Genomic DNA, 17,294 nt, shown 5'->3' with positions numbered 1-17,294 from the left:
GCAGTTGCGGCGCTGTCCATATATGGTGCGAATCTGTGCGGGGGGTGGTGGCACTGGCGCTTGCACTTGTGCCCCGCGCATGGGGATCAATGCGCGGGGGGCTTGCCTTGGGCCTGTGGTGGCTTCATCGCCAAAGCCATCGCGGCGAGGCCGGCAAAGAGGCAGGTCAGGACGACGAATGTATCGATAAACGCCATCACATGTGCCTGCGCCGAGACGCGGGCCGCCAGTTGCGACAGCGCGGCGGTGGTGCCATCCATCCCCGAGGAGCTATAGATTTGGGCCAGAAGATCGCGCTGGCGGATCGCTTCGGGATTGGCCCAGCTGACCGCTTCGGACAGACGCGCCCCATGAAGGGCCTGACGGTCGGTCAGGAGCTGGTTGATCAGGGCAAGCCCCACCGCGCCGCCCAGATTGCGCATCAGGTTATACAGCCCCGACGCGCCCTTGATCTTGGCAGGCGGCAGCGTGCCAAGCGCCAGATTGTTGATCGGAACCATGCAGATCATCAGCGACAGGCCGCGCAGCACCTGTGGCCAGAACAGTTCCCAGAAATCCCAGTCTGCCGTCATATAGGTCAGCAGATAGGTCGAGCTGCCAAAGCCCAGAAACCCCATCAGCAGCATCAGTCTGAGATCGATTTTCGAGGCCAGTATCCCCGCCAGCGGTGCCGCAATGAACATGGCGATGCCCGAGACGAAAACCGTCTCGCCGGTCATCAGGCTGTCATAGCCGCGCACCGTCGCCAGATAAAGCGGGTAGAGATAGGTCATTCCGTAAAGCCCGATCCCCATGACGAAGGAAAAGACCGAGCCCACCGAGAAATTGATATCGGCAAAGGCCGACAGGTCGACCACCGGATTTTCGCGGGTGAAGGCGCGCCAGAATGTGACCACCGCGCCGATCGTGGCCACGACGAAAAGAATGGCGACGGCCTCGTCCTGAAACCAGTCATTGCCGGGACCTTCTTCCAGCACATATTCGGCCCCGCCCAAGAAACATGCCAGCGCCAGCAGGCCGGTCCAGTCGAAGCTGTCGAAAAGCGACCAGTTGGGTTCGTCGAAATCGATCAGGCTCAGCGAGCCGAGCGTGACCAGAATCCCCGCAGGCACATTGACCAGAAACAGCCAGTGCCATGACAGCGCGTGGGAAAGATAACCGCCCACTGTCGGCCCGACGGTCGGGGCCAGCGTGGCGATCAACCCGATGATGGGAGAGACGATATTGCGTTTGGAGGGTGGGAAGATGGTGAAGGCTGCGGCAAAGACCGCAGGGATCATGCCGCCCCCCAGAAACCCCTGCAATGCGCGCCACAGGATCATCTCGTTGATCGAGCCTGCGGTGGCGCACAGGAAAGAGGCCGCCGTGAAACCTGCCGCCGAGGCCGCAAAGAGATAGCGGGTGGACATCATCCGCCCCAACACGCCCGAGAGCGGGATCATGATCACTTCGGCGATCAGATAGGCGGTCTGCACCCAAGAGATCTCGTCGCTGGAGGCACCCAGCCCCGCCTGGATTTCCGTCAGCGAGGCCGAGACGATCTGGATATCCAGAATCGCCATGAACATCCCGAAGACCATCACCATGAAGGCGATCATCCTGCGGGGCGTCATCTCGGGCGCAGCATGGGCAGCGGCGGCGTTCATTGCGCGCTGGCCGTATCCGTCGCACCGGGTTCGGGCGACGTGCGCCTGTCGATTTCGATCACCGCCGAAAGACCGGCGCGCAGGCGTTCATGATCGTCCTCGGGCAGGGTGATCCGCACCGGAACCCGCTGCACGATCTTGGTAAAATTGCCGGTGGCATTATCGGCAGGCAGCAGCGAGAAGATCGCGCCCGTCGCAGGGGCCACCGAACTGACGACCCCTTCGAGCGGGTGATCCTTATCGGTATCAAGCACCACGCGGGCCTTGGCGCCGGGGGCGATGCCGGCCAGCTGGGTCTCTTTGAGATTGGCTTCCACATAGAGGCCGTGATCGGGCACGACCGCTGCGAGGGTCTCGCCGATGCTGACCAGTTCGCCCTGCTTGATCGCGATATTGGCCACGACCCCGTCGAAGGGCGCACGCAGGACCGTATGGTCCAGATCGCGCTGCGCTTGGGCCACCGCCAGTTCAAGCTCCTTGCGGCTGGAATCGCTTTCGGCCCGTTCGGCGCGCAGCACATCCACATCGGCTTCGGCTCCGGCGATGGCGGCCACTGCGGCGGTGCGATTGGCCTGTGCCGTGGCCAGTGTTTCGTTGGCGGTATCCAGATCCGCCTGCGAGGTGACGCGCCGTGCCGCCAGATCCTTGGCGCGTTTGGCATTGGTTTGCGCATTGCTCAGCGCCGCGTCGCTTGCGGCAAGCTGGGCCTTGGCTTGGGTCACGGCGGTTTCGGCGGCCGCGATCTGCGTGTCGATACGCGCCAGAGTGCGTTCCAGCGTCGGCAGTTTGGATTGCGCCAGTTCAAGCGCGATCTTGTAATCGCCCTCGTCGATGCGCAGCAGCACATCGCCCTTATGCACATGCTGGTTATCCTGCACGGGGATTTCCGAGATATAGCCCTGCAGTTTCGATGACATCAGCGAGACATCGGCCTGCACATAGGCATCGTCGGTTTTCACCATGAACCGCCCATGTGTCCACCAGCTGATGCCGAACCAGCCGCCGGCCAGAATCGCGACCACCGCGACGCCGGTCAGGATCTTCTTTTTGCGGTTGCTGGATTTCGGGGTGCCGGAATTTGCAGTGGAATCCGGCGCGGATTTGGGATCGGAGGACATGGCAGACTTTCGGGACATATGGGCGGAACGGAGGATAAAGGGCAGGCGAAGAGATAAATCGAACCATTGGGTTCGATGTCATTAACGCAAGCCTGCTTATCAATCAAGACTTTATCGAACCGGATGGTTCGATTAATAATGGGGAAAGTTTGAGGGCCGTAATGACCGAAAAAGATTCTCCGTGCGCCGGATATGCAAAGCGACATGCTGCGGGCCAAGACCCCGAAAAGCGTGAACAGATTCTGGATGGTGCTTGGGAGATGTTTCTGGAGCGCGGCTTTGACGCGACCACGATGAACAGCATCTGCAAGGCGGCGGGTGTCTCCAAAAGCACGCTTTATGTGTATTTTGCCGATAAGCAGGATCTGTTCGTGGCGCTGGTCGAGCAGCGCAAACGTATTTTTCTGGCCGGTGTCGAGGATTGTCTTGCCGGACCGGGAGGGACGCGGGAAAAACTTCTGGGGGCGGCGCGCCTTCTGGCGGGGCGGCTATGCGCCGAGGATGTGGTGCGGGTGCAGCGGATCGTGATTGGTGTGGTTGAACGGATGCCCGAGCTGGGTCAGCGTTTTTACGAGGCGGGCGCGCGGAATTTTCTTGGCGTCTTCAGTCAGTGGCTGGGCGCGCAGGCGCAGGCCGGACAGCTTTCGCTGAGCGATCCGGTGATGGCCGCGCACCGGTTTTCCGAACTGGTGACGGCGGGGATCTGGCGGCAATGTCTTTTCGGATTGCGTACGGCCCCACCCAGCGACGCCGAAATCGAGCGCAACTGTCAGGAGGCGGTACGCATCTTTTTGCTGGCCTATGGCCCGCCTGCCGTCTGACGCGGGCAGGGGCTAGATCTCAGGCGGGCGTGGTATCGATGCCGTGAAACAGCAGCATCGCCCCCGTTGTCGGTTCGGCCTGCGTGGTCGATTTCTGCATCATCGGGTGGACCTCGATGCGCAGATGATGGCCTTCGTGATCCCCTTCGGCATTGCGCGATGTCTTGGAGCTGATCACCTCGCGCGCCAGTTTCGGCAGGTCGATGAAGGACAGCTTCGGCGTGACCACCGCCAGCGGGCGGTTCACATCATGCGCTTCCAGCAGGAAATGCGCCCCGACCAGATCGCTGAAACGCCGGATGCGCAGGTCGCTATCCACGAAGATCACTCCGACGCGCAGCTTGCGCAGGACCGTGTCGGTATGCTCGTTCAGCTCGGAAAGCTTGTCGATCTGCAATTCGTGCTCTGTGCTCAGCGTCACCAGTTCTTCGTTGACCGCGTGCAGTTCCTCGTTCGAGCTTTGAAGCTCTTCGTTGGAGGCCTGCAATTCCTCGTTTGAGGCCTGTAGCTCTTCGTTGGAGGCCTGCAATTCCTCGCCGCTGGCTTCCAGCCGCTCGGTCACATGCTGGAGCGTTTCCTCGGTCAGGCGCAGGTCGCGTTCCAGTTCCTGGATGCGGCGGGTCAGCAGCAGCACATCCTCGTTGAAGCTGATCGGCTTGGCAGATTTGGGCGGGGCGTCCTCCGCATCGGTCTCGCTTGCCTCGCGGAAGGTGATATCCACCAGCATGAGCCGCGAGCGGGTCAGTTGATCCAGCGGCTCGATGCGCAGCACAACCGACCGCAGGCGTCCGCCGCCCATATCCACCTTCACCTCGCGCGACGAGATATCCAGCACCCCTTGGCGCAGGCGCTCCATCCCGACCTTGATCGGGAATTGCAGATCGCGATGCACGATCTCGTCCACCGTCCATTCGGCCAGATTGTTCATCGTGTCGATAAAGGCGCTGGCGGCCCCGAACCAGCTGAGCACATGCCCGTCCGTGGTCACCAGAATGGAGGAGGGCGCGTAGCGTTTGAGCAGCGCATCATATCCCGCAATCAGCATCTCGCGATGCGACATGTCGAAGAAAGTGCTGTTGGTGGCGGCGTTGCGGCGCGGGGCAGGGCGGGCCGAGGTCACCGGCGCGCGCTCGGAATTGCGCGTGGCCGAGCCCAGCTGGTGTGACAGGATGTTCCTGTCCAGCACCCTGCGGCTGGAGGCTTTCTGGAACAGTCGCCAACGGGCATTGATCTGTTTGAATTCCGGTCCGAAGCGGCCGATCGTCTCGGACGGGCCAAGCAACAGGAACCCGTCCTTGCGCAACCCGAACAGGAACATCGAGATGATGCGCGCCTGTGGTTCCTCGTTGAGATAGATCAGCAGGTTCCGGCACGAGACCAGATCCAGATTCATGAAGGGCGGGTCACTGAGCGCGTCATGCACCGAGAAGATGATCGACTGCCGCAGCTTGGGTTCGATGATATACTGGTCGCGATGCTGGATGAAATATTTGGCCCGCAGCTCGGCGGGGACTTTGGCCACGCTGGTTTCCGAATAGATGCCCGCCGAGGCGATATCGATGGACCGGCGATGCACATCGGTGGCAATGATCCGGAATTTACGGTCAAGTCGGGCGGCTTCCAGCGCTTCGCTGAGTTCGATGGCAATCGTATAGGCCTCTTCGCCGCTGGCACAGCCCGGAATCCAGATACGCAAAGGGGCATCGTCATCGGAACGTTCCACCAACTCATCCAGCGCATCCTTGCGCAGGATGCGGATCGCTTCGGGATCGCGGTAGAATTCGGTGACGCCGATCAGCAGGTCCTGATAAAGCTCCTCCAGCGCATTCGCATCCTCGGAGAGCAGAACGCGATAGGCCTCGAGCGAGGGCAGGCCCCGCAGATGCTGGCGGCGGTCGATCCGCCGCTGCACGTTGATCGGCTTATAGGACGAGAAATCCACATGGTATTTGCGTTCCAGAAGTTTCAGGATCGCCTGCGAGGCCGATCCTTCCATCTCGGTCAGGGCACCACGGCCTTTCTTGCCCATCGTGAAGACGATAGAGATCGCCTCGGGCATCTCCTCGACCTCCAGCACGCGGTCCACCGCGCCGGCTGTCAGCACCGAGCGCGGCATCGAGGAAAATGCCGCCTGTGCGGGGGCCTGCGCCAGCACCGTGGCATCGGCATTATGCAGGATTTGTGCGCCGCGGGTGCCATCGGTGCCCGAGCCGGAGAGGATGATCGCAACCGTCGCTTCGGGCGGGCGTTCTACCAGAGAGCGAAAAAGCGCATCAATCGGCATGGGCGGGCGGTGCCCTCTCTCGCCGAAGGCCGTGGTCACGAAATGGTCCCCGACCAGTTCGACCGTCTGGTTGGGCTGATTGAGATAGATGGTGTTCGGCTCCAGCCGCATGCCGTCTTCGATATGTTCGATGCGCATCTTCGAACGGCGGCTGAGCAACTCGTCCATCATGGACCGGTAATCGGGCGATAGATGCTGGATAACGATATAAGCCCATCCTGTCGAATCGGGGCAGTTGGAGAAGAAAGCCTCCAGCGGTTCCAGCCCGCCCGCCGATGCGCCCAACGCCACAACGGGAAGAGCGTGTGAATCCCCGTGCTGAGCCTGAGATGCATCGGTCATCGTGAAGTCCTTGTCGGTCTTGAGTTAATTCAAACCGTAGCACATACTCTGCCAGCCGCAACTTTAAGGACACCCCCTTGGCCAGAATTCTTATTGCAGATGACGACGAAAACTATCTGATCGCCTTTTCGGAGGGGATGGAGGCGCTTGGTCATGAAACCGTCTGTGTGACGCAATCCGACAGGCTGCTTCCGAATCTGGAACTGGGCGGGTTCGATATCGTTTTTCTCGACGTGGTGATGGCCGGAGGCGGGGCGATCGTGGCGTTGCACAAGGTGCGTGAATTCAGCGCGAGCCTTCCCGTTGTGGTGATTTCGGGCATGCCCGAGGTGGTGGATTCGCCGATTTTCACGCTGGGTATGCGCGCGGCAAATGCGCGGGTGTCCAAATCGACATCGCTCGCTAAGCTGTCGGAACTGGTCGATGATCTCGTCAGTAAAGCGCGGCAATAACACGTATCGCGTGTAGCCACCCGCCGGTTTTGCGGCGGCGTTACAGGCGCGCATATGTCACGGGCCTATCTCAGGGGGCGCAGGCGGGAAGGATCGCATGAGACACAGAGTGCAGCTCGAAGATCGCCTGTTTGCGCGCCCGCAGATCCGCAATGTTTCCGGCGGGTCCTATGCGCTGCTGGGGTCCTATGCGCTGCTGGGGGCCTGTCTGGCGCTCTGCGCCTGTGTTCTGCTTGGCGGCTATGTTCTTGACATCGCGCTTTTGCGCCAGCTTGCGCCGGGCTGGCCCGCGATGGTGCCGCAGACCGCCTATGCCCTGCTGTTTCTGGCGCTGGCCCAAGGCGGGCTGTTGCGCGGTATCGGGCGGGGGCCGGTGCTGGTGGCGCTCGTGCTGGCGCTGGCAATGGCGGGGATCGGGATCGAGGACCAGTTGCATACCCTGCCGCAAACCCAGATCCGGCGGCTGTCTCTGAACCCGCTGGTGACCTCCAGCACCGGACGGATGGCCCCCGCAACCATTGCGGGCGTCTTGCTGATGGTGGCGATTTTGGCATTGCAGATGGCCGGAGCCAAATGGTGCAAATGGGGCCATGCGGCGCTGGCGAGTTTCGGTATCTTTTCGTGCCTGATCGCGATGGATGCCTATTTCTTCGATGCGCCCGCCTTGTCGCGCATTACCTTCCTGTCGGCGATGGCCTTCCATACGGCTTTGGGGTTTCTGCTTTTATATGTCGCGGCTTTGCTGGCATCTCCCGAAGGAAGCTGGGTGCCCGACCTGTTTTCCGACCTTCCGGGGGGGCGTATGGCGCGTTGGGTGCTGCCTTGGGCCGTAATGGGGCCTATCGCGCTTTGCTATGTCGCGCTGCGCAGCACCGAGCACGGGCTGATCTCGCCCAATTTGCGGCTCAGCAGTCTGGCCATTGTGCTGCTGCTGCTGGCGGCGGTGGCCACCCTGCGCGGGGCACGCTACCAGAATATCGCCGCGCGCAGGGCGGTCTATGAAGAGCGTCGCCTGCGCGAGGTGCTGGATGGGCTGGAAACGGCGGTCTTCGTGATTGATGCGCAGGGCGTGCTGCGGATGGTCAACCATGCCGCCGAGAAGATGGCGGCCAATGCCCCCGACACCTTCCTGCAGACGGCAGAATTCCATTCGATGCGCAACCGCCGTCCGTTGGAGGGGGACGAGCATCCCGTCACACGGCTTCTGGCGCAGGGCGGTCCGACAGAGCTGCATTGCGGCTGGATCGATGGGAGCGGTCGGGAACATGCGCTGCGGCTGTCGGTGACGCAGACCCATCCGGGGCAGGGCTTTGCCGAGCCGGTGCGGATTTTGGCCATTCAGGACCAGACCGAGGGCTGGATCCTGCGCGAGAACCTCTCGCGCACCGAACGGCTGGATGCGATCGGCCAGATGGCGGGGGGCGTTGCCCATGAAATGGCCAATATTCTGGGGGCTGCGCGCCTTTCGGTGGATACGTTGCTGCTGAAACCCGAAGAGCTTTCCGAGACGCAGCGTGGCAAGATCACGGCTATCCGCACGGTCTGCGAGCGCGGGGCCGATCTGACCGAACGGCTTTTGAACCTGACCCGAGACCGCGCCGCCGAGGACGAGACGCTGCGGCTGGACGCGAAGCTGCGCGAGGTTGCGGATCTGGCCCGCCAGACGGTTCCGGCGGCGATCCGTTTCGACCTCGATCTGGGCTGCGGGGATCTCTTCGTGCGCTGTGTGCCGCGTGATCTGGAAAGCGCGCTGCTCAATCTTGTGCTCAATGCCAGCCATGCGATCATGGAAGGGCCGGGGGCGGGCGGGATCACGCTGCGCAGCCATGCGTGCCCCGATGGTCGTGTCGCGATTTCGGTGATCGATACGGGGCCGGGCATGTCGGCGGCATTGCTCGAACATGTGCGCGAACCGTTCTACACAACGCGCGAGGCGCAGGGCGGCACCGGATTGGGGCTGCCGATGGTCGATAATTTCGCCCGTCAGTCGAATGGCCTGTTCGAGCTGCGCTCGACCGAAGGCGAGGGCACGACCGCGACGCTGGTGCTCGGGGTGGTGTCACCGGCCGATGCCGAAGCTGCCCCGCCGCAGATGCAACTGCCGGATCTGGGCGGTCTGCGGGTGCTGGTGGTGGAAGACGACCCGCATTTCCATGATATTCTGACCCAATCCCTGCAAATGCTTTCGGCCGAAGTGCTGTCGGCCTCGTCGGCGGGGCAGGCGCTGGATATTCTGGCGCGCCAGACCCGTGTGCCGGATCTGCTGATCACCGATATCATGCTGCCGAACGGGCTGGACGGCTATCGTCTGGCCTTTGAGAGCCGCAAGATCTGGCCTGATCTGCGGGTGATCTACATGTCGGGCTATACCGACCAGATCAGCCGTTCGGGGCGCAGCGTGCAGGGGCTGTTGCTGCGCAAACCGCTGGCACTGGACAATCTGGTCAATGCCATTGCGCTGACCTTGCATAACAGGCCCGGTGATGGGCCGGGCCCGTCTGCGCCGTGACGCGCTGTTGTTTTGGCGTGCGGGGCTACTTTTGCGCAGAGGGCGTCGGTGAGGCCGGATCGTAGCGGGTGGGGGCCTGTATCAGGTCTTCGATGGACATCGGACGGGCAAACAGGAACCCCTGCGCGCGCGGACAGCCCATCGCCTTGAGCATCTGTAGCTGTTCAAGGGTTTCGACGCCTTCGGCCACCACCTCGTAGCCGCATTTCCGTGCGATCAGCAGGATGGCTTCGGCAATCGCGCCCCCCGAGCTGCTTTGCGACAGCTTGGCGCAGAAAGACCGGTCGATCTTGAGAATATCCACCGGCCAGTTGTCCAGATGGCGCAAGCCCCCATAGCCCGTGCCGAAATCATCCAGCGCCACTTTCGCGCCCCTTGTGCGCAATTCCAGCAACGACCGCAGGATCTGCCCCGAGCGTTCGTCCAGCATGACCTTTTCGGTGACCTCGATGGTGATCATGCTCCAGTCCAGATGGTGCCGGTTCAGCATGGACTGGACATCGAAGACGAATTCGGGGTTCAGCAGGTCGAAGGCGGTCAGGTTGATCGAAAGGGAGGCGGGGCGGGCGCCGCGCTGACCCAGACCGGCCTCGTTATAGGCCATCAGCGCGCGTTCGAGCACCGTGCGGGTCAAGGTCTCGGCAAGGCGGTAGTCCTTGAAGATCGAGGCGAAAGCATCGGGCAGCAGGATGCCGCGCTGCGGATCGCACCAGCGGGCCAGAACCTCGTAGCCTTGCACTTCGCCCGTCCCGCTATCGACGATCGGCTGGAAATAGGGTTCCAGCCGGTGGGCCCCGATTGCCTCGTCAAAGCGGCGCCCGATGGCACGCGAATTGAAGCGTTCGTGATGGCTGGGCGAGAAGATGGTATTGACCGCGCGCCCTGCATGTTTCGAGGCATAGAGCGCGCTATCGGCCAGTTCGAACAGGTGACTGAAGCTGCGCCCCTGCGACGGAAACAGGCTGGCCCCGATGCTGACCCGCCCCAGATCCGCTTTTCCCAGCATGGCCGCGCCCCGCTGCACCGCCGAACGGCAGCGCGACAGAAGCGTTTCCAGATAGTTCGACGAGGTCCGCCCCGTTTCGACGAAAATCCCGAATTCATCCCCGCCGACACGCCCCACGATCGCAGGCGGAGGGAAGGCCGACGTGATGGCGGAGGCGATGATGCGCAGATATTTGTCGCCGAAACTATGGCCGTAAATATCGTTGATCGACTTGAAATGGTCGATGTCGAGCATGATGAACGCCCCCTGCGCCTCTTTGGCATTCAGAAGGTCAAGCCGCATCGCGACCTTGCGCTCGAACGAGCAGTGGTTCTCGACCTGCGTCAGCGGATCGACCTCGGCCTCGCGTTCCAGCCGTTTCGCGCGGCGCTGTGCGGCCTGATAGCTGTTCTGGAGCGCCTGCTTTTCCAGATGCACGGCCAGCGTATGCGCCAGAAGCTGGGCGGTGGTGTCAAGCTGTTCGGCGCGATAGGCGCAGGCGGGGGCGCTGGTCGGAAAGGCGGTGCTGAGCCCCCCGAGCCGCCGCCCCGTTTCGCTGAACAGCCCGTGGCTGTAGAACACGTAGTCCTCGGTGCTGCAGCTATAGGGCGGGGTTGCGCGCCCGTGCAGATGGGACTGCGCCGTGACCTCTTCCAGCCCGAAGCTGAGCGCATCCTCTTGGGCGGTGCGGCCCTCGGTGAAGCCCTCGGTGCGGTTTTCGGCGGGGCTGTCCTGCGCAAGGGTGACATGCGCGCGCGTGGCCCCTGTCAGACGTTGCGCCAGCGCCGAGAGGTCTTGCAAAAGTAATGGGGAACTGTCCGTCGCGTCCAGCGTCGCGTCCTGCTTTTCCTGCCAATGGGCTGCGCGCAGGTTCCGCATTTCCAATTCGTGCAACTGATAGGTCCCTCGCGTCTGCGCAGGCGGAAAAGGCTGACCGACCATCGTGACCGAAATGGGGGCTGTCCCGCGAGATTTATGTGCCATCGCAATGTCCTAAGCAAGAAAACCGATCAGACTGGTCAAACGCATCCACAGGGAGAAAATGGTCAAATTTTGATTTATGATTAACTCAACTTTAAGGTGATCACGCTTCTTGGCGCTTCGTCAATCATTTTCCGCATTCTGCGGATTTTTTTGCCCTAGAGGCCGAATATTGCGTAATTTTACAGCCAGTTGCGGGGGCGGAGTGTCGCCTCCTGCGCCCCAAAGCCGTCTTCAGGCCATTCATCGGGGCCAAAGATCCTCGGGGGGAGGCAAAGCGACACGGGCAAAGACGGCAGGCCTTGTGCCCGCGCACGCCATCGCGCAAGCTGCGAGGGGATTTAGCGTAGAAAGAGCCGCCAATGCCGATCAAGACCCGTTTTGCCGAGATGCTTCCGGAAATCACAGCATGGCGGCATGACTTCCACCAGCATCCTGAACTGTTGTTCGATGTTGGACGCACGGCTGGGCGGGTTGCCGCGCTTTTGCGCGAGTTCGGCTGCGACGAGGTGGTCGAGGGCATCGGTCGCACAGGTGTGGTCGGGGTGATCCACGGGCAGTCCACTCAGGCGCAGGGACCTCGCGCAGAGCGTGCCATCGGGCTGCGCGCCGATATGGATGCGTTGCCGATCCTTGAACAGGCCGATGTGCCCTATGCCTCGACCGTGAAGGGCAAAATGCATGCCTGTGGCCATGACGGGCATACCGCCATGCTTTTGGGGGCCGCGAAATACCTGTGTGAAACGCGGCAGTTTGCAGGGCGCGCCGTGGTGATTTTCCAGCCCGCCGAGGAAGGGGGCGGTGGCGGCCTTGAAATGTGCCGCGACGGGCTGATGGACCGCTTCGGCATCGAGGAGGTCTATGCCATCCATAATATGCCGGGCATCCCCGTGGGCGAATTCGCCATTTGCGATGGTCCGATCATGGCGGCTTGCGACCAGTTCGATATCCGTGTGCTCGGGCGGGGCGGGCATGCCGCGACCCCGCATGATGCGGTGGATGCGGTGGTTGTCTCGGCGCAGATCATCATGGCGCTTCAGACCATCGCCTCGCGCAATGTGAACCCGCATGATCAGGTGGTGGTCTCGACCTGCGCGGTCAAATCCGACAGCTCGGTGCATAATGTCATCGCGCAGGAGGTGAAGCTGCGCGGCACCGTGCGCACCATGCGCCCCGAGTTGCGCGATTATGTCGAAGCGCGCCTGCACCAGATCGTGACCGCCACCGCAGAGGCCTTCGGGGCGCGGGCCGAGATCCATTATGACCGCGGCTATCCCGTGACCTCGAACCCGCCCGAATATGCCGCGCTTGCCGTGCAGGGCGCGCGCGGGGTCACCGATAAGGTCAATCCGGATGTCACCCCGATGATGGGGGCCGAGGATTTCAGCTATATGCTCGAAGCCCGTCCCGGCGCCTATATCTGGCTGGGCAATGGCGATAGCGCGATCCTGCATAGCCCCGATTACATCTTCGATGACCGTGCCTTGCCTTACGGGGCGAGCTGGTTTGTCGAAATGGTCGAGACCCGTCTGCCGGTCTGACGTGACGGGTCTGGCATGCGGTCGGCGCAGCGCCGGTGTCGGGCTTACAACAGAGGGCGCGTGACCTTTTGCGGCAGGATGATATCCTGCGCGCGGGCCAGCTTTTCGGGGTCGGGCAGGGTCAGCCAGCCCCGCTTCCATTCGGCCAGTTTCTCGCGCCGCAATCTGGCCAGCGTCTTGTTGGTATGCACCAAAGACATCCCCAGCGCGTCGGCCAGATCCTGCTGCTTCCAGGGCATCGGCACGGTTGGTCCTTTCAGGCCCCGTTCCGTTCCGGGGGCGGCAGAGCGCGAAGGCTCCAGCTCGATCTGGCGCAGGAAAATCTGCAACAGCGCCCAAGCGATGCGGCTTGTGGCTTCACGCTGACCGATGGCGGCAAGGCTTTCGCCAAGGAAATGCTCCTCGCGGGCGGCCAGCCATGTCACGGTAAAGGCGCGTTCGGGCTGTGTGCGCATCAGATCCCAGAAGGCGCTGCGATCGAACACGCATAGCCGCATGTCGGAAGAGCTTTCGAAGCCGTGGCACATTTCGCCCATCACAGCGGTCTGCAGCCCGACGAAATCACCGGGAAACACGAAGTTCAGCACCTGACGGCTGCCATCGGGCAGGGTCTTGTAGCGCATCCCCAGACCCTCAAGAACGGTATACATCTGCGGGCTTGCCGCGCCTTCAAGCATCACCGTCGTGCCCGCCGCTACACTCATCTCTCCGGCCTTGAACCGCTCCATGAACGCGATTTCCTGATCGGAGAATGTCTCGAAACAATCCTTCTTGCGGAGCGGGCAATCGGTGCAGGCGGTGCCATGCCCCGAACGCGGGCTTGCTGGTGTGGCGGATGACATGTTCTTTCCCTCGTGACCTATGTCCTGAGACAAGCCGCAAAGGAGGGGTTGGTTCCCTATCTAGCCGCCGGTATGGCTCATATGGCGCGACATCTGCCCCGCGACCTGCTGGCGCGAATAGTCGAAATCGTGGCCCTTGGGTTTGCGGGCAATGGCGTCGCGGATGGCCGCGATCAGGGGGGCATCCGCGCGGTCGGCGCGCAGGGGCGCTCGCAGATCGGCGCGGTCCTCCTGACCCAGACACATATACAGCTCGCCCGTGCAGGTGACGCGCACCCTGTTGCAGCTTTCGCAGAAATTATGGGAGAGCGGTGTGATGAAGCCGATTTTCTGACCGCTCTCGCGCAAGCGGACATAGCGCGCAGGCCCCCCCGTGCTCTCGGGCAGGTCGGTCAGTGTGAACCGCTCGGCCAGACGGGTGCGCAGCGCCGAAAGCGGCCAGTACTGGTCCAGCCGCAGGTCTTCGCCCATCTCGCCCATCGGCATGACCTCGATGAAGGTCAGGTCGAACCCCTCGTCGCCGCACCATTTTACCAGATCGAACAGCTCTGCCTCGTTGAACCCTTTCAGGGCGACCGTGTTGATCTTGACCCGTAACCCCGCCGCTTTGGCGGCCTGTAGCCCTTCGAGAACCTGTTCAAGCCGCCCCCAGCGGGTGATCTGCGCAAATTTCTGCGGATCAAGCGTATCAAGCGAGACATTGATCCGGCGCATCCCCAAGGCGGCCAGCTCTGTGGCATACCGCGCCAGTTGCGAGCCATTGGTGGTCAGCGTCAGCTCGTCAAGCGCGCCGGTGTCGAGATGGCGGGCAATCGCGCGGAAAAAGGTCATGATGTCGCGCCGCACCAAAGGTTCGCCCCCCGTGATGCGCAGCTTGCGCACGCCCAGCCCGATGAACGCCGAGCAGAGCCGGTCAAGCTCTTCAAGGCTCAGTAGATCGCGCTTGGGCAGGAACTGCATATGCTCGGCCATGCAATAGGTGCAGCGGAAATCGCATCTGTCGGTCACTGAAACCCGCAGATACGAGATAGGCCGTGCAAAAGGGTCTATGAGAGGCGCATGTGTCATGTCCGAAATCTAGGTTTGCCAGCGGCATTGAGCAAGCGGTCTCTGGGATTTGCGCAATGCGATTTGCCCAAGGAATTCCCTTGCGCTAGCTATACGGGCGTGACCTGCGGCAATGGCTTCGGGAACACGCGGTATTTTTATAAAAGGATGGGTGCATGATGGCGAGGCAGCGGACGCAGGAACGGGTCTGGGGGCAGACCGTGCGGTTGAAACAGGGGCTGGTGGCGCTGGTTTGCGGCCTTGGCCTGAGCGCCTGTTCCCAGTTGGGTGGCCATACGGACCCGGCGGCTGCACCGGGGACGGGGCTGATCAAAAGCCCCATTCCGCAGGGGGCGGCCCATACGGCTCAATCGCTGGATCAGGCCAGCGCGGGCGAGCGCGCGGCGGCGATGGCAACCAGCACCGGCGGCACCAAGCTTGGCACGACCGTGGCCAGCCTCGGCGACCCGACCCAAGCCGGTTTCTGGCTGAAGACCTCTTTGGTGAAAACCCAGACCAAGGGCCGGGTCACATTGTCGAACGGCAAATCCGTGCAGGTGATGCTTCTGCCCGCCGAAGATGGTGCCAGCCAGCTTTCGCTCTCGGCGCTCCGGATGCTGGATGTCTCGCTTACCGACCTGCCGACCCTGACGGTCTATGCGCTGTAATCCGCATTGGCGGGGGGTGTGCTGACCCGCGACCGGTCCGTCGGAGGATGGGCCGGTTTTTTATTTGCCAAAACCCGTGTGGAAACTTGCCTATAATTTTCAAACCGTTGCTGAAAAAGAGGCAGTATTAGTGTCCTATATTTGAATGTTTCCGCAAACATACTGCGGTCTATGGTCGCAATCAAAAAAATATATGGCAGCTATACTGTCTATTAATGGATTGCAGGTGAATTTGAAATGCACCGCAAGATGCTGAAAAATATATGAAATTATTCAGTATGCCTTGGTATGCAGAGGTATGCCTTTGTATTCCGGGGTGAAACGCTCTTCTTTTCAAGGATTTCGACTATAGGGGCGCTTGTGAAACAATCTTGCGCAGTCTAATCCTTTTGCAGGGCGTGTCGCTTGGGGCATGTCGTCTATTGACCTGACACCGCGTCAAAAGGGGGGATCAACTTGAAGATCGGTGCTCCAGAGGAGATTTATTCGGGGGAATCGCGTGTTGCGATGACGCCGGATTCCGCGCTCCAGCTGCAAAAGCTGGGCCATGAGTGTTTCATTCAATCGGGGGCCGGCATCAAGGCGGGCTTTACCGATGCGGCCTATACGGCTGCCGGCGTCACCGTTATCGAGGGCGCCGAGGCGCTGTTCGACGCGGTTGATTTCGTCGTCAAGGTGCGTCCGCCGGAGGAGGCGGAGCTGTCGCGCCTGAAGACGGGTCAGACGCTGATTTCGTTCTTCTATCCGGCGCAATCGCCGGAGATGCTGGAAAAAGCCAAGGCCACCGGCGCGAATGTGATCGCAATGGATATGGTGCCGCGGATTTCGCGCGCGCAGAAGATGGATGCGCTGTCGTCCATGGCCAATATCGCGGGCTACCGCGCGGTCATCGAGGCGGGCAACAACTTCGGGCGCTTCTTCACCGGTCAGGTGACGGCGGCGGGTAAAGTGCCGCCGGCCAAGGTGCTGATCGTGGGCGCGGGTGTGGCAGGTCTGGCCGCCATCGGCGCCTCGACCTCGCTGGGCGCGATCACCATGGCCTTTGACGTGCGTCCCGAAGTGGCCGAGCAGATTGAATCCATGGGCGCGTCCTTCGTCTATCTGGACTTCGAGGAAGCCCAGACCGATGGCGCGGCGACGGGCGGCTATGCGGCCCCGTCTTCCCCCGAATTCCGCGAAGCGCAGCTGAAGAAATTCCGCGAGCTTGCGCCGGAAGTCGATATCGTCATCACCACCGCCCTCATCCCCGGCCGTGATGCGCCGGTGCTCTGGACCAAGGATATGGTCGAGATGATGAAGCGCGGCTCGGTGATCGTGGATCTGGCCGCCGAGCGTGGCGGGAACTGCGAGCTGACCGTCAAGGACGAGCGCATCGTGACCGAGAATGGCGTGACCATTCTGGGCTATACCGATCTGCCCTCGCGGATGGCGACGCAATCCTCGACGCTGTATTCGACCAATATCCGCCATATGCTGGCCGATCTTACGCCGGAAAAAGACGGTGTCATCAACCATAACATGGAAGATGACGTGATCCGTGGCGCGACCGTGGTTCATCAAGGCGAGATCACCTTCCCGCCGCCGCCGCCCAAGGTGAAGGCGATTGCCGCGCAAAAACCGAAGGAAAAGGCCAAAGAGCTGACGCCCGAGGAATATAAGGCGCAGGAAAAGGCGGCCTTCCGCAAGCAGACCATGTCTCAGGTCACGCTGCTGGTGGCGGGCACCGTGTTGCTGCTCGCGGTGGGCGCGGTCGCACCGGCCAGCTTCATGGCGCATTTCGTGGTCTTCGTGCTGTCGTGCTTTGTGGGCTTCCAGGTCATCTGGAACGTCTCGCACAGCCTGCACACGCCCCTGATGGCGGTCACCAATGCGGTGTCGGGCATCATCATCCTTGGTGCGCTGTTGCAGATCGGCGCGGGCACGCAGGTCTCGGGCGGCTGGCTCGTGGTGATCCTCTCGGCCATCTCGATCCTGATTGCCACGATCAACATCGTCGGCGGCTTCCTGGTTACGCGCCGGATGCTTGCCATGTTCCAGAAGTCGTAAGGGGGTGGGATC

General features: G+C 61.8%; 12 protein-coding genes. 6 read left to right on the top strand and 6 right to left on the bottom strand.

Going from position 1 to position 17,294, the window contains the following annotated elements; translation table 11 throughout:
* Positions 1–86: 86 nt before the first annotated feature.
* Together AC2ISB_RS07510 and AC2ISB_RS07505 are read right to left on the bottom strand one after the other, a co-directional pair.
* Complete coding sequence (locus AC2ISB_RS07510; RefSeq protein ID WP_339107630.1) at positions 87–1,646, bottom strand: DHA2 family efflux MFS transporter permease subunit; 1,560 nt, start codon at positions 1,644–1,646, stop codon at positions 87–89.
* Complete coding sequence (locus tag AC2ISB_RS07505) at positions 1,643–2,764, bottom strand: HlyD family secretion protein (protein ID WP_486574628.1); 1,122 nt, start codon at positions 2,762–2,764, stop codon at positions 1,643–1,645. The genes AC2ISB_RS07510 and AC2ISB_RS07505 overlap by 4 nt, the downstream gene beginning before the upstream one ends.
* A gap of 161 nt (positions 2,765–2,925) precedes the next feature.
* On the opposite strand from AC2ISB_RS07505, the gene AC2ISB_RS07500 reads away from it, so the two are divergent.
* A complete protein-coding gene (locus tag AC2ISB_RS07500; protein WP_486574627.1) occupies positions 2,926–3,585 on the top strand; it encodes a TetR/AcrR family transcriptional regulator in 660 nt (219 codons plus the stop codon).
* A gap of 19 nt (positions 3,586–3,604) precedes the next feature.
* On the opposite strand, the gene AC2ISB_RS07495 is transcribed toward AC2ISB_RS07500, so the two are convergent.
* Positions 3,605–6,211: a chemotaxis protein CheB gene (locus AC2ISB_RS07495; protein WP_339107627.1), complete on the bottom strand. Its 2,607-nt coding sequence runs from the start codon at positions 6,209–6,211 to the stop codon at positions 3,605–3,607.
* Positions 6,212–6,288: 77 nt separating this feature from the next.
* On the opposite strand from AC2ISB_RS07495, the gene AC2ISB_RS07490 reads away from it, so the two are divergent.
* Both AC2ISB_RS07490 and AC2ISB_RS07485 read left to right on the top strand, forming a co-directional pair.
* On the top strand, positions 6,289–6,663 hold the full coding sequence (locus tag AC2ISB_RS07490) for a response regulator (protein WP_339107626.1): 375 nt from the start codon (positions 6,289–6,291) through the stop codon (positions 6,661–6,663).
* Positions 6,664–6,760: 97 nt separating this feature from the next.
* Positions 6,761–9,172 carry a hybrid sensor histidine kinase/response regulator gene (locus AC2ISB_RS07485; RefSeq protein ID WP_486574626.1) on the top strand — a complete coding sequence of 804 codons (2,412 nt, stop codon included), beginning with the start codon at positions 6,761–6,763 and terminating at the stop codon, positions 9,170–9,172.
* A gap of 25 nt (positions 9,173–9,197) precedes the next feature.
* On the opposite strand, the gene AC2ISB_RS07480 is transcribed toward AC2ISB_RS07485, so the two are convergent.
* Complete coding sequence (locus AC2ISB_RS07480) at positions 9,198–11,141, bottom strand: putative bifunctional diguanylate cyclase/phosphodiesterase (protein ID WP_486574625.1); 1,944 nt, start codon at positions 11,139–11,141, stop codon at positions 9,198–9,200.
* 359 nt (positions 11,142–11,500) lie between these two features.
* Between AC2ISB_RS07480 and AC2ISB_RS07475 the strand changes: the two genes are divergently transcribed.
* Positions 11,501–12,679: a M20 aminoacylase family protein gene (locus AC2ISB_RS07475; RefSeq protein WP_406720964.1), complete on the top strand. Its 1,179-nt coding sequence runs from the start codon at positions 11,501–11,503 to the stop codon at positions 12,677–12,679.
* Between the two features lie 44 nt (positions 12,680–12,723).
* Here AC2ISB_RS07475 and AC2ISB_RS07470 read toward each other — a convergent pair whose 3' ends face one another.
* Positions 12,724–13,521 (bottom strand): Crp/Fnr family transcriptional regulator, encoded by a 798-nt coding sequence (locus AC2ISB_RS07470; RefSeq protein ID WP_339107622.1) that lies wholly within the window; start codon positions 13,519–13,521, stop codon positions 12,724–12,726.
* A 60-nt stretch (positions 13,522–13,581) separates the two neighbouring features.
* Positions 13,582–14,589: a GTP 3',8-cyclase MoaA gene (gene moaA, locus AC2ISB_RS07465; RefSeq protein WP_486574624.1), complete on the bottom strand. Its 1,008-nt coding sequence runs from the start codon at positions 14,587–14,589 to the stop codon at positions 13,582–13,584.
* A gap of 155 nt (positions 14,590–14,744) precedes the next feature.
* Here moaA and AC2ISB_RS07460 point away from each other — a divergent pair, with 155 nt between their 5' ends.
* Positions 14,745–15,236, top strand: a complete 492-nt coding sequence (locus AC2ISB_RS07460) for a hypothetical protein (protein WP_486574623.1) — start codon at positions 14,745–14,747, stop codon at positions 15,234–15,236.
* Between the two features lie 456 nt (positions 15,237–15,692).
* On the top strand, positions 15,693–17,282 hold the full coding sequence (locus AC2ISB_RS07455) for a Re/Si-specific NAD(P)(+) transhydrogenase subunit alpha (protein ID WP_486574622.1): 1,590 nt from the start codon (positions 15,693–15,695) through the stop codon (positions 17,280–17,282).
* Positions 17,283–17,294: the final 12 nt, after the last annotated feature.

Source organism: Thioclava sp. NS-SX20 (genome assembly GCF_057380695.1).
This window is presented reverse-complemented; position numbering and strand designations above follow the sequence as displayed.